Source organism: Streptomyces sp. 351MFTsu5.1, assembly GCF_000383655.1.
Taxonomy (GTDB): Bacteria; Actinomycetota; Actinomycetes; order Streptomycetales; family Streptomycetaceae; genus Streptomyces; species Streptomyces griseorubiginosus.
The window spans coordinates 372,851-386,134 of the sequence record NZ_KB911780.1 but is presented as its reverse complement, the minus strand read 5'-3'; the positions used below and the strand labels follow the sequence as shown (position 1 = coordinate 386,134).

9 protein-coding genes are annotated in these 13,284 nt (G+C 71.9%); 3 read left to right on the top strand and 6 right to left on the bottom strand.

Translation table 11 applies throughout. The annotated features are described in order from the left end of the window. Window positions 1-90: 90 nt before the first annotated feature. Window positions 91-1,722, top strand: a complete 1,632-nt coding sequence (locus H295_RS0116155) for a S53 family peptidase (RefSeq protein WP_020136370.1) — start codon at window positions 91-93, stop codon at window positions 1,720-1,722. Window positions 1,723-1,813: 91 nt separating this feature from the next. Here the strand turns inward: H295_RS0116155 and H295_RS0116150 are convergent, their stop codons facing one another. Continuing rightward, window positions 1,814-3,292: a ricin-type beta-trefoil lectin domain protein gene (locus tag H295_RS0116150; protein ID WP_020136369.1), complete on the bottom strand. Its 1,479-nt coding sequence runs from the start codon at window positions 3,290-3,292 to the stop codon at window positions 1,814-1,816. Between the two features lie 365 nt (window positions 3,293-3,657). On the opposite strand from H295_RS0116150, the gene H295_RS0116145 reads away from it, so the two are divergent. Further along, a complete protein-coding gene (locus H295_RS0116145; protein ID WP_020136368.1) occupies window positions 3,658-5,796 on the top strand; it encodes a glycoside hydrolase family 36 protein in 2,139 nt (712 codons plus the stop codon). Window positions 5,797-6,556: 760 nt separating this feature from the next. Continuing rightward, window positions 6,557-7,393, top strand: a complete 837-nt coding sequence (locus H295_RS0116135) for a class II glutamine amidotransferase (RefSeq protein WP_020136367.1) — start codon at window positions 6,557-6,559, stop codon at window positions 7,391-7,393. Between the two features lie 12 nt (window positions 7,394-7,405). Here the strand turns inward: H295_RS0116135 and H295_RS43290 are convergent, their stop codons facing one another. From H295_RS43290 to H295_RS0116110, 5 genes are all read right to left on the bottom strand, one after another. After that, the gene (locus H295_RS43290) at window positions 7,406-7,756 is read right to left on the bottom strand and encodes an amphi-Trp domain-containing protein (protein ID WP_020136366.1); all 351 of its coding nucleotides are present in this window, start codon (window positions 7,754-7,756) and stop codon (window positions 7,406-7,408) included. Window positions 7,757-7,839: 83 nt separating this feature from the next. Next, complete coding sequence (locus H295_RS0116125; protein WP_028809413.1) at window positions 7,840-9,501, bottom strand: sigma-70 family RNA polymerase sigma factor; 1,662 nt, start codon at window positions 9,499-9,501, stop codon at window positions 7,840-7,842. A 120-nt stretch (window positions 9,502-9,621) separates the two neighbouring features. Next, complete coding sequence (locus H295_RS0116120) at window positions 9,622-10,077, bottom strand: (2Fe-2S)-binding protein (RefSeq protein WP_020136365.1); 456 nt, start codon at window positions 10,075-10,077, stop codon at window positions 9,622-9,624. A 52-nt stretch (window positions 10,078-10,129) separates the two neighbouring features. Next, window positions 10,130-12,241, bottom strand: coding sequence for a xanthine dehydrogenase family protein molybdopterin-binding subunit (locus tag H295_RS0116115; RefSeq protein ID WP_020136364.1), 2,112 nt, complete (start codon window positions 12,239-12,241; stop codon window positions 10,130-10,132). A 127-nt stretch (window positions 12,242-12,368) separates the two neighbouring features. Continuing rightward, window positions 12,369-13,241, bottom strand: a complete 873-nt coding sequence (locus H295_RS0116110; protein WP_020136363.1) for an alpha/beta hydrolase — start codon at window positions 13,239-13,241, stop codon at window positions 12,369-12,371. Between the last annotated feature and the right edge of the window lie 43 nt (window positions 13,242-13,284).

Below are 13,284 nucleotides of genomic sequence, written 5' to 3'. Positions count from 1 at the left end.
GGTTCCCCCGCTTACGGGGAGGGGTCCGCTGTTCCTACGGTGAAGCCGTTCCCCCTCAGGGACGCAACCCCCCACTCTCCGGAGGACACAGTGAAGTCACGCCTGAAGCTGGTCGGCCTGGTCGCCGTGCCGGCCCTGCTCTCCGCGGCCGTCCCCGCCGCCTACGCCGCGAACGCGGCACAGCCGCACACCACCCGCGCGGCCGTCGCCGGAGACGTCGTCAAGGGCCTGGGCACGCAGGCGAAGCGCACGGGTTCGGTCGCGGCCGCCAAGCGGATACCCGTGGCGATCAGCCTGTCCCCCAGAGGCGGCTCGGCCCTCGACACCTTCGTGGCGAAGGTCAGCGACCCGCACTCGGCCTCCTACGGCCACTATCTGACGAAGGCGCAGTTCGCGGCCCGCTTCGGCCGCACCGACGCCGAGGTCAAGCAGCTCACGCGGTACCTGCACGCGCAGGGCCTGACCGTCGGCAAGGTCCACGCGGGCAACCTGCTGGTCGACGCCAGCGGCACCGCCGCCCAGCTGGAGAAGGCCTTCGGCACCGAGCTGTCCACGTTCAAGGACGCCAGGACCGGCCGTTCCTTCTACGCCAACGACAGCGCGCCCACCCTCCCCACCGCCATCGCCTCCCTGGTCAGCGACGTGGCCGGCCTCAACAACCACGCCCAGCTGCACCACCAGGCCGTTCCCCGCACGGTCTCCCCGCACAACGGGCCGGGCGGCGGCTACACCCCGACCCAGCTCAAGGGCGGCTACAACGTCTCCGGGACGTACACCGGCAGCGGCCAGAAGATCGCGCTGATCGAGTTCGACGGCTTCCAGCAGTCCAACATCACCAAGTACGACACCAACTACAGCCTGGGCTCGCCCACTCCGACCGTGTCCACGGTGGACGGCGGTTCCGGCGCGCTCGGTGACGGCCAGGTCGAGGTCGAGCTGGACATCGAGGTCCTGCACGCGATCGCCCCCAAGGCGAACGTCACCGTCTTCGAGGGCCCCAACTCCGATGCCGGTGAGGTCGACACCTACCAGGCGATCGTCGACAGCGGCATCCCGACCACCTCGATCAGCTGGGGCGCCGCCGAGTCCGCCCGCACCACCTCCAACATCAACGCGGTCGACGCGGTCTTCAAGGCGGGCGCCGCCGAGGGTCTCGGCTTCTACGCGGCCTCCGGCGACGACGGCTCCGACGACGCGGGCGACGGCGGCACCTCCGTCGACTACCCGGCGAGCGACCCGTACGTCACGGGCGTCGGCGGCACCAAGCTGACCGTCACCTCGGCCAACGCCTTCAGCAAGGAGGTGGCCTGGTCCGGCGGCGGTGGCGGCAAGTCCAGCGTCTTCAAGATCCCGAGCTGGCAGACCGCCGTGCAGAAGAGCGCGGGCGGCGGCTTCCGCCAGGTTCCGGACGTCTCCGCGCACGCCAACCCCAGCCCCGGCGTCTCGATCTACTCGCAGGGCAGCTGGTCCTCGGTGGGCGGCACCAGCGCGGCGGCCCCGGAGTGGGCGGCCTTCGCGGCCCTCTACAACCAGCAGGCCGCAGCGGCCGGCAAGGCCAACCTCGGCTTCGCCAACCCGGCCCTCTACTCCGCGTCGGGCACCGGCTTCCACGACATCACCAGCGGCAGCAACGGCGCCTACTCGGCCGCCACGGGCTGGGACTTCACCACCGGCTGGGGCTCGTACAACGCGGCGACGCTGGCGACGAAGCTCCTGGGCTGACACCGGGCGGGCCGCAACCCCTGAACACACCCCAGCGCGGGCCGGGAGGACCCGGCCCGCGCTGGGGCGTTGAGGGCGGTGGGTTCGGGTGTCAGCTCCTGGTCCACTGCTGGTTGCTGCCGCCGTTGCAGTACCAGACGTCGACCGAGGTGCCGTTGCCGGTGCCCGCTCCGGCCGCGTCCAGGCAGAGCGCCGGGTTGGCGACGCTGGTCACCGAGAGGTCCGCGTTGACGTTCCACTGCTGGGCCGCCGCGCCGGTGCAGTCGGAGATGACCACGGGGTCGCCGGCCGAGGCTCCGGTGCCGCCCAGCGTCATGCACTTGTTGCCGTAGACGGTGAGTTGCTTGTTCGCGTCCCAGTTCCAGGTCTGGTTGCCGCCGCCGTTGCAGTCCCACAGGTCGAGCTGGGTGTCGTTCGTGGTGCTGAAGCCGGGCACGTCGACGCAGCGGTCGGAGCCGACTCCGCGCAGGACCTCACCGGGCGGCGCGGGCGGCAGGTCGTTCACCGGCGGGGTCTTGCCGAAGCCGTAGCCCCAGCGCAGCAGCGCGACTCCGGTGGCGCTGTTGTCCACGAGGTTGCCGTCGGCGTCCAGCGACTCGATCGAGTAGGCGTCCCCGAACCGCAGCCCCGGCCAGTACACCAGGCCCATGCCCTTGCTGCGGGCGGTGTTGGCCACGGCCGCCAGGTAGGAGGTGTACACGTTGCCGTTCCAGGCGCCGTAGTTGAGGCCGATGGTCATCGGGGAGCCGGCCTCGTCGATGACGGTCCGGCCGGCGTACGAGCCGATCCGGGCCTCGAGGTCGGCGGTCCAGTCCGCCTGTGTGGTGTGGCTGGCCCAGTAGCCGTAGAAGTGCAGCGACAGCAGGGTCCCCTTCAGGGCGCGGGCCGCGCCGACTCCGGTGACGTTGTCGTTGTAGCCGGTACCGCTGATCACGACACGGCCGCGCGGGACGTCCTTGTGCCGGGCCAGCCAGCCGCTGGTGACGGACACCCACTGGTCCAGGGTGTAGCCGTGCGGCTCGTTCATGGGCTCGAAGTAGACCCGCGGGTTGTGCTTGTACGTCCGCACCACGGTGTCCCACATGGTGTTCCAGGTGGCCGGGTCGTCGACCAGGCCGTCCTTGCTGGTGTCGGCCTCCCAGTAGCTGACGATGACCTTGTCGCCCTGGGCCGTGGCCGCGTCGATCGTCGCCCGGTAGGACTTCCACCAAGTGGTGCCCACGCTCGCCGGGTTGACCGGCAGGCGCAGTGTGTTGGCGCCCAGGTTCTTCCTGAAGCCGCGCACCATCTTCTGCGTGGTGCGGTACACGGTGCCGTAGCTGTCGGTCACCTTCAGGCCGCTGGGCACCACGGCGTCACTGGCGTAGTTGTCCCGCGGGTCCGCCCAGTTGACTCCGCGGAAGTCACTGGTGGCGCCCTTCGGAGCGGGCTTGACCGAGGCGGGCTGGGCGGCCGGGGCGGCGGTGGCCGACTGGGTGAGGGCGGGGGCGGTCAGCAACATGAGTGTCGCGCCGAAGCCGGCCATGAGCACACTGGCCAGTCTTCTCGACCTCGTCCGGGTCTCGGTCATGTCGTCTCCAGTGACGGGAAATGCCTGTGCGGGGTGCGGGTTCGCCACCTGAACCGAGCCATGGGCGAGCCGGAGAGTCCGTGAACGAACGCCCCAGATCCGCATAAACCGGCCATGGTTACGTAACCATCGCCCGGACACTCGCATGACGGCACCTTCGGGGGCAAGACCCTTGACGGTCATGAATCAGCTTGTGTGACCGGTCACTCACCTGTCAGGGTTGTGAGCGGTCACATGGAGGCGGCGCGCGACCGTGAGCACCGAGCCCCACGAAGCCGAACCGTCCCGGAAGGAGGACCACGTTGGCCGCTGCCGTTGCCGAGCGATCCCGTATCTGGTCGTGCCCGGAACTCGGACTGCATGCCGTGGTGGACACCACCGGCTCGGTGCGACTGGGCGGACCCGACCAGGACACGGCCTGTCTCGTCCCTCTGGTGGAGATCACGGCGACCGGACACGGACGCCTGTGGTCGGGCGAGCGTTTCATCGAGACGGCCGTCGGCGAGCGGCTGGTCTACCGCGACCACGAGACGGCCGCGTCGGCGGGCGGCGGGCGGCGTACGACGATCCGGCTGACGGATCCGGTGACCGGGCTGATGGCCGAGGTTCTGCTGGAGACGGGGGCGGGGACGGGGACGCGAAGTCGCTCCACCCACCCGCAGAATCGCTCCACCCGCCCGCAGAGCCGCCGCACCCCCGCCGGTTTCCTCCGGGCCCGGGTGCGGCTGGTCAACGAGGGCAGTGCGCCGGTCCGGCTGGAGAGCGTGAGCACGCTGACCCTCGGAGGGGTCGCCGAGGGCGCCCTGGACGGCCTCACCCTGCACTGGGCGGACAACGACTGGCTCGCCGAATGCCGTTGGCGTCAGGCGCCCTTCCGCGACCAGGTCGTCCCGTTGAGCAGGTCCGCGCACGGTCACGAGGGCCGCGGCTGCTTCGAGCGGCACTCGCAGGGCAGCTGGTCCACCGGCCGCCACCTGCCCGTCGCCGCCCTGACCGACCGGGACGGCCGCGCCTGGCTGTGGCAGATCGAGTCCAGCGCCGGCTGGCGCTTCGAGACCGGTGAGCGCGAAGGCGCCGCGTACGTCGCCCTGTTCGGCCCCGACGACGCCCACCACCAGTGGCAGCACACCCTCGCCCCCGGCCAGGAGTTCACCACCGTGCCGGCCGTTCTCGTCCGGGCGGAGACCGGTGGCCTGGACGCCGCCTTCGGGGTCCTGACGGACTACCGCCGGAGCATCCGCCGCGACCACCCCGACCTGCACGCGCTGCCGGTGATCTACAACGACTACATGAACACCCTCATGGGCGACCCCACCACCGAGCGGCTGCTGCCCCTGATCGAGTCCGCGGCCGCCGCCGGCGCGGAGGTGTTCGTCATCGACGCGGGCTGGTACGACGACGACGCGCAGGGCTGGTGGGACGCGGTGGGAGCGTGGGAGCCCGCTCGGAACCGTTTCCCGGGCGGTCTGCCGAAGCTCCTCGACACGATCAGGAGCCATGGGATGACCCCGGGGCTCTGGCTCGAGCCGGAGGTCGTCGGTGTCCGCAGCCCGCTGGCCCGCACCCTGCCAGACGAGGCGTTCTTCCGGCGCGGGGGGCTGCGTGTCACCGAGCACGGGCGGCACCACCTCGACCTGCGCCACCCGGCCGCGCGTGCCCACCTGGACGAGGTGGTGGACCGGCTGGTCGGCGACTGGGGCGTCGGCTACCTCAAACTCGACTACAACATCAACATCGGCCCCGGCACCCAGAACGGCCCCGAGAGCCCGGGGGCGGGCCTGCTCGGACACCACCGCGCGCATCTCGACTGGCTGGCCTCGGTCCTGGACCGGCACCCCGGTCTGGTCCTGGAGAACTGCGGGTCCGGCGGACTGCGCATGGACTACGCGCAGTTGACCCTGGCCCAGGTGCAGTCCACCAGCGACCAGCAGGACTTGCTGCGCTACCCGCCGATCGCGGCGGCCGCACCGACCGCCGTGACACCGGAACAGGCGGCGGTCTGGGCCTACCCGCAGCCGCACTTCAGCCCCGACGAGGTCGCCTTCACCCTCACCGGCGCACTGCTCGGCCGTATCCACCTCTCCGGCTTCCTCCACCTCATGAGCGCCGGACAGTTCGCCCTCGTCCGCTCGGCGATCTCCGTCTACCGGGACATCCGGCGGGAGATCCAGGACGCCCACCCCTTCTGGCCCCTCGGTCTGCCGGGCTGGGAGGACCCCTGGATCACCCAGGGCCTGCGCACCGAGGACGGCACGCTGCTCACCGTGTGGCGCCGGGAGCCGCCCGCGGGCACGGCCGCTCCCGGCGTCCTCACCATTCCCCTCCCCCACCTGCGGGGCAGCCGGCCGACGCCGGTCGTCCTCTACCCGGCCGGCTCCGACTGCACCACGCAATGGGACAGGGACCGCGGACTCCTCACGGTCCGTCTGCCCCGCCCCGACACGGCCGTCCTCCTCCGACTCGCGACCGGTACAGCACGGTTCCAGACGGTCACGTGGGCGTAGACCAGCGGGGCCACGGCGTCCGTCTCGTCCACGGTGAGCAGAGCGGTTCCGACCGTGTCGCCCTGTTCGGGGAGATCCGCGGAGAGGCCGGCGAGATGATCTCCGGGGCCGATCCTCCAGGGCAGTCCGACGGAGTCGAGGTCGTCCTGGTCCAGGTCTGCGGCCCCAACTGCCAGATCCCCGCTGCCGTCGCCCAGAGACCTCACGAACTCCTCGAGTCCTGCGGGTGTTGTGCGAAAGCGCAGGTAGAGATCCTGCCCGCTGTCCGCACTGCCGTCCCCCGGGACCACCAGGTAGGACGCGCCCCTGACACCGGCCGGCACCCTGAGTCCGTAGGTCCTCTGAAGCACGGCACCGGGGACTCCGCGTTCCTCCCCTGCGACACCGGGGGACGCGAGCCCCCTGGGTGCGGTCGACACCGTCAACCAGCCCACCCCACCGACGGCGACCGACAGCAGCACACCACACCCCACGAGCAGCATCGGAACGGTGGGCCTCCGCGGGGTGTGCCCCTGTCGCGCGGTGTACGGCAACACGGCTGTCTCCTGGTCCTGTCGCGCCCCGGACTCGTCGTCCCGGGCTGCTGATCTCCGTTGTACGACGGCTGCACGGCCGCCCGCTGGACATCGCCGGCAACGGCCGCCGGCCGAGGAAGGGGACGTTCCGCGTGGCGCCGCGCCGGGGGGAAGGCGAAAATGGGACCCGGACCAGAACCAGGACCTCCGGCCGCGGAAGCGGGCAGGAACACAGGTGATCGTTCATGTGCCGATGGCTCGCTTACTCGGGAACCCCCCTGCTCCTCGACACCATCCTCTACAGACCGGCCCACTCGCTCATCGACCAGAGCCTCCACTCCAAACTGGGGGTCGAGACGACGAACGGCGACGGCTTCGGCGTCGGCTGGTACGCGCAGGAGAGCATCGGCACCCCGGCCCTGTTCACCGACGTGGGCCCCGCGTGGAACAACCGCAACCTGCGGGAGCTCGCGGATCATGTCCGCTCCCCGCTGTTCTTCGCGCACATCAGGGCGACGACCGGCACGGCGGTGCAGCAGACGAACTGCCACCCGTTCCGGCACGGCCGCTGGATGTGGATGCACAACGGCGCCATCGCCGACTTCCACCTCCTGCGCCGCGACCTGACCCTGCTGGTCTCCCCCGAGCTGTACGCGGACATCGAGGGCACGACGGACTCGGAGGTGATGTTCTACCTGGCGCTCACCTTCGGCCTCGACAAGAACCCGCCGGAGGCCGTGGCCCGGATGGTGGGCGCGGTGGAGCGCGTCGGCCGCGCGCACGGTGTGGAGTTCCCGCTCCAGATGACGATCGGCGTGACCGACGGCGCACGCGTCTGGGCGTTCCGCTACTCGAGCCAGGGCGCGTCGCGGTCGCTGTTCTACAGCACCCGCGTGGACACCCTGCGCAGGCTGCACCCGGACGCCGCGTTCCTGGACGGGGTCTCCGACGACACCCGTCTCGTGGTGTCCGAACCCCTGGGCGACCTGCCCGGCGCCTGGAACGAGGTACCGGAGAGCACGTACGGCGTCATCCAGGACGGCATGGACGAACTGCACCCGTTCGTCCCGGAACCGGTGTGACGCGCACGCTCCTCATCGACCGCTCTTGCCCCGGCCGGTGCCGGTGCCGCTCCGACCGGGCTTCGCGGGTGCGCTCCTCCTCCGGGTGGCCTTGTCCGGGTCCGCGGCCGGCTGCGGCGACGGCGTCCGAGCGGGTGCCGTGGACCACTTGAGCTCGATCTCCAGCTCGACCTCGCCGTCACCGACCTCGATCTCCAGCTCGGTGCGCAGGTCGTCGGGGATCCGCAGGCTCAGCGTGGTTCCGGAGCCGAGCTCCACCTCGGCCTGACCGCCGTCCCTCAGCGCGGCCGCGAGCGCGGCCAGGCGGTCAGCCGCCTCGATACGGGACAGCGAGCTCTTCTGCTCGAACTTGAGATCCTTCACGAGCGCCTCCCATGAGGGACAAAAACGACATAGCGCCAATTCTGCTGCACCGGGCGGGATCGGACATCCTCACGGTCCCGCTGTCAGGACCAGGGCGCCGCGACGACGAAGGAGCGGCTGGCCCGGTACGCGGCCGTGTCCTGGGCGGGGTCGAGCCACAGCTGGAGGTTGTCGCGGTGGCGCAGGTAGCGGCCGGGGTAGTTGTACGACTCCAGGGAGACCGATCCGGGCGTGGACCCGGCACGGGGGCAGAACGTGGCGTCCTTCCGGAAGAGGGCGGAGGCGTCGTAGGTGTCCAGCCGGACGCGGAAGGCGTAGTGGCGCAGATACCTGCCCGTGGCGTCCTTGAGCGAGTAGCAGCGGGGGTCGGCCAGACCGGGCACGAAAGTGAAGGTCGCCGCCTGCCGGGCGGCCTCGGAGCTGGTGGCGCCGACCGGCCCCAGGACGCCCAGCCGGTCGGACTGGCTCGCGTAGTCCCCGGGCCGGTCGACCGACCGCAGGACATGCCGCCCCGCGAAGCGCGGCTCGGCGGCCGTCTTGGGGGCCGCGTCCGGCGCGGGCGCGGACGTCGGGGGCGGTGTCGGGGCCGGTGTCCGTGAGGCGGGTGTGCGCGGGGACGGCTGCACGGACGTGGTGCCGGGCGACAGCGCGGCCTCGGCGGCGTGCCGCGGGCCCGGTTCGTTCGATCCGGTGGTGGCGTACCAGGCCACCGAGGCTGCCACGACCGTGACGGCGGTCGCGGCAGCCGCCGTCACGGGCTTGGCGGCGAGCCTGCCGGTGATCCGCGCCGTACGGCTCGCACGGGCGGCCGTACGGATGCCGGCGCCGGCGCCCGCGCCATGGCCAGCCCCGGTGCCCGCGCCGGTGCCCGCGCCGGTGCCCGCGCCGTGGCCAGCCCCGGTGCCTGCGCCGGCCGATCCCGCCCCGGCCGAGCCCGCACCCAGCGTCCGGGCCAGTACCAGGCCGGCCAGACCGATGGGCACGGGGACCAGCGCGAGGCCTGCCAGCAGCCCCTCCGCCGGTATCAGGCCGGACGCGTTGCGCAGACACGCGGGACAGTCCCGGACGTGGCGCGCCAGCCGCTTGCGCCACAGCGCGGAGGGCCGCCCGTCCCAGGAAGCGAGCACGGAGGCCAGGTCCGGGCAGCGCGGCGAGGCCGTCACGGCCCGTACGACGGTGCGCGCCGTCTCCAGTCGTTCCTTGACCCGTTGGACCCGGACCGCGGCGTGGCTCGGTGTGAGGCCGCAGGCCGCCGCGAGTTCGCCGCGGGTCAGTTCACCGGCGCTCTCCATCCACCACAGCGCGAGCACCTCGCGCTCCTCGTCCTCCAGCCAGCGGGTCGCCTCGACCGCCTCGCGTCGCTGGCCCGAGAGGGCGAGCCGAAGAATCGCCAGGTCGGCGAAGTCGGGCTGGGCCTCCCCCGCGCCGGCCTCCTCCAGGGGTTCCGAGGTGAGCCAGGTGCGCCCGGTGCGCCACCGGTCACGGATCTGCCGCACGGTGATGGCCACGAGCCAGGACCGGAACCGGTCCGGCCGCTCGAGTCCGGGCAGCCCGTCCAGGACCCGCACCATCGTCTCCTGGACCACGTCGTCGACGTCGCCGTGCCCTTGCAGCGCCCGTCCGACGATGTTGTAGACCAACGGCAGACAGTCCCGTACGAGCTGTTCCGCGGCCTGCCGGTCTCCGTCCCGGGCCGCCACGACGACGGCGACGTCCGGCTGTTCCCGAGTGTCCTGCGACCGCACTCCGCCCACCCGTCCCCTCGCCCTGCCGACATGTCGAGCCGACAGTGTGCCAGGAGGTCGCCGTCCCCACCGAGTCAGGTTCGCCCGCCTCCTGGCGCGCCACGAACGCCGGGCCGGCCGTCAGCCCTGCGCCGCGGCCTTCTTGATCGCTTCGCGGATCCGGGAGTAGGTGCCGCAGCGGCAGACGTTCTCGATGCCGTCGATGTCGGCGTCCGTCGGGTGCGACGTCTTCTTCAGCAGGGCCACCGCGGCCATGATCTGGCCGGGCTGGCAGAAGCCGCACTGCGCGACATCACTGTCGAGCCACGCCTGCTGCACCGGGTGCAGCCTGTCGCCGTCGGCCAGGCCTTCGATCGTGGTGACCTGCCGGTCCGCGCAGTCCGCGACCCGCACGACACAGGGCTGGATCTCCTCGCCGTCGAGGTGACTCGTACAGGCACGGCAGACACCGACTCCACAGCCGTACTTGGGTCCCGTGACGTTCAGCAGATCCCTCAGGACCCACAGCAGAGGCATGTCGGACGGGGCTTCGACGGTGACCGGCTTCCCGTTGAGGAGGAAGGAGTACGACGGCATCAGCACCCTTTTCAGAGGTCGGGTTCTCGGGGGTCGGGTTCTCGGAGGTCGGTCAGAAGTCGAGCGGGAAGCGGCGGGGCCTGGAACCGGTCGCCCGGGCATAGGCGTTGGCGACGGCGCCGGCCGCGGCCGGGACACCGAGTTCGCCCGCCCCGCCCGGTTCCCGCCGGGAGGGCATGATGTGCGCCTCGAAACGCAGCGGGGCGTGCCGCTGGCGGGCGTAGCGGAAGTCGGCGTAGCTGCTCTCGCGGACGGCGCCCCGGTCGATGTGCAGACCGGCCGTCAGGACGGTGGAGATGCCGTCGACCGCGGTGCCCATGAGCTGGGCCTCGAGCCCGCTCGGGTTGACGGCCGTACCGACGTCGGCGGCCATCACCACCCTGGTCACCCGTGGGTTCTGCGGGTCGCCGGCGTCGATCTCGACCAGACAGGCCACGCAGGAGCCGTACTCCTCGTGGACGGCGACACCCTGTGCCCGGCCCGCCGGCAGGGTCCGGCCCCAGTCACCGGCGTCCGCGACCTTGTCGAGCACGGCTTTGACGGCCTTGTTCCTGAGGGTGGTGCGCCGGAACGCGACCGGGTCCTTCCCCAGGCTCCTGGCGATCTCGTCGACGACGATCTCCTCCGCGGTCCGCATCGTCCCCGAGTCCACCGACCGCCAGGCGCCGAGGGGGATCGCCAGTTCGACCGATCCCGAGTCCCCGGACACCCGGCCGAAGTTGTACAGGCCGTCGTCGCTGGGCAACGGACCGGCCGCGGTGGCGAAGGCAGGTGCCACCACGTTGCCGGCGGCCCCCTGAACGGAAAGGAGGCCCGTCCCCTCGTACGACTCGCTCACGGAGGCCGTCACGTGGCTGAACGCCACCACCCTGCCCCGTGCGAGGCTGGCCCGGATCCGGTGGTGGCTGGCCGGGCGCATCCTGCCGTGCCGGATGTCGTCGGCGCGGCTCCACATCAGCTTGACCGGCCGGCGTGCCGCCTTCGAGACGAGGGCCGCCTCGATCGCGGCGTCGTGGTTCAGCCGGCGGCCGAAGGAGCCGCCGCCCCGGATGACGTGGACCTTCACCTTCGAGGCGGGCAACCCGACCGCCGAGGCGATGCTGTCGCGCGCGTCCATCGGCGTCTGCGAGGAGAACCAGATCTCGGCGCGGTCCGCGCGCACGTCGGCGACCGCCGTCAGCACCTCCATGGGGGCGTGGCTGACGAACGCGAACTCGAACTCGCCCTCCGTCTGCGTCGATCCGCGCGGCGGGGTGCCGAGCCGCGGGACGGCGGCCCGCAGTCGGGAGCGGATCTCGGCATCGGAGAGCGACGCGAGCGGACCCGGTGCCCAGGTGATCCGCAGGGCGTCCCGCGCCTGGAAGGCGTGGTGGAAGGAGTCCGCCACGACGGCGACCCCACCGGCGGCCTTGACGACGGCGTGGACGCCGGGCATCGCGCGTGCTGCCCGGGAGTCGACCGAGACGAGCTTCCCGCCGAGCGTCGGCGGTCGGGCCACCACGGTCGGCTTCGCTCCGGCCACCGCCAGGTCCCCGGCGTACCGGGCCTTGCCGGTGACGATGTCACCGGCGTCGATCCGAGTCGTCGGTCGCCCGATCACACGGTGCCGGGACGCGGGCTTGGGTCGGCTCGACACGGTCGGCCGGGTGATCAGGGCGGCGCTCGCGGTCAGGGAACCGAAGGTGGCCGACCGCCCGTCCGGGGCGAACACCCGCGTGTTCCGGGTGTACAGGAACCGTGCGGGAAGACGCCAGCGCCTGGCTGCCGCGGTCACCAGCTTGGCGCGGGCCAGGGCGGCCAGCTCCCGGGCCGGGCCGTACAGCGAACTCACCGAGCTCGAACCGCCGGTGAACTGGTTGCCCCGGGAACGGGCGCCGGCGAGCGGGATCTCGACGTCGGCGATCCGGGCGTCCAGTTCCTCGGCGATCATCATGGCGACGGCGGTGGTGACGCCCTGGCCGACCTCGACGCGCGGCAGTCGTACGACGACCTTGTTGGCCTCGGTGACTTCGAGGACCAGCATCTCCTCGTCGGCACCGGTCACCAGGACGTCGGAGGACCGGCGCGGCGCGGCAGCGGTGGGCTCGGCGCCTTCCGCCGGCGCCGCGTCACAGCCGAGCGGCGCGGCGACGGTCAGCGTGGACGCGGCGAGCGAGTAGACCACGAACTTCCTGCGAGACCACTGGCGGGCCAATGAACGCTCCTCTCCGAGTATCCCGGCCGTTCGACTGGTAGGAGGGAGCAGCACTCCTCGGGGTTGCCCGCGGGAAGGGATCCGCCCGGATGCCTGTCTACGGCAGCACCCGCTCGCTCTCCCGGCTCGCGAGGACCCGCTCCAGCCAGGCGAGCAGGTCGCCCTCGACTTCGGCGCGGTTGGTCTCGTTGAACAACTCGTGCCGCGCTTCGGGGTAGACGCGGTAGGTGAGGTCGGTGAGCCCGGCCTGCCGGTAGCGGTCGACGAGCAGGTCACTCAGCTTGAGCCCGGCGTTGAGCGGGTCCCGGTCACCGACCAGGACGAGGACGGGAAGGTGTGCCGGGATGCCCCGGGGCCGCGCGAGGGCTGACGAGGCTTCGGCGACCTGCTGCATCCCCTCGGCGTCGAGGCTGGAGCCGCAGAGCGGGTCCGCGAGATAGGCGTCGACGGCTTCCGGGTCACGGCTGAGCCAGTCGAACGGCGTCCGGGCGGGCTCGAAGCCCCTGTTGAGGGCGACGAGCGGGTCTCCGGTGTCGGCCGCCTGGTGGGCGATCATCACGTCGACGGCGGTGGTGCCCGCCAGGGCCAGGGCGTCGATCAGGTGGGAGTGGTGCAGTACGTACTGCTGCGCCGCGAAGGAGCCGAGGCTGTGGCCGAGCAGCACCAGGGGGAGGCCGGGGTGCCGCTCCCGGACGGTCTCGGAGAGTGTCACCAGGTCGCCGACGAGTCCGTTCCAGCCGCCCTCGCCGAGATGGCCGGGTGCGGCATGTCTGCTGAGCCCGTGTCCCCGGTGGTCGTTGGCGTACACGGCGAGGCCCCGGGCCGTCAGCGCCCGGGCGAGCGCGGTGTACCGGCCGGCGTGTTCGCCCATGCCGTGCGCGATCTGCACCACACCGCGCGGCGGGTCGGCGGGCCGCCACTCGTGCACGTGGATGCGTACGCCGTCCTTGCCGCTGTCGAAAGTGAACATGGTTCTCCTGGGAGGGGGTGAGGGGGAAAGACGTGCCGCGGGG

Coding starts and splice junctions, on each gene's coding strand:
- H295_RS0116110 (WP_020136363.1), bottom strand. CDS start 13,241: ATGTTCACTTTCGACAGCGGCAAGGACGGCGTACGCATCCACGTGCAC.
- H295_RS0116150 (WP_020136369.1), bottom strand. CDS start 3,292: ATGACCGAGACCCGGACGAGGTCGAGAAGACTGGCCAGTGTGCTCATG.
- H295_RS0116135 (WP_020136367.1), top strand. CDS start 6,557: ATGTGCCGATGGCTCGCTTACTCGGGAACCCCCCTGCTCCTCGACACC.
- H295_RS0116120 (WP_020136365.1), bottom strand. CDS start 10,077: ATGCCGTCGTACTCCTTCCTCCTCAACGGGAAGCCGGTCACCGTCGAA.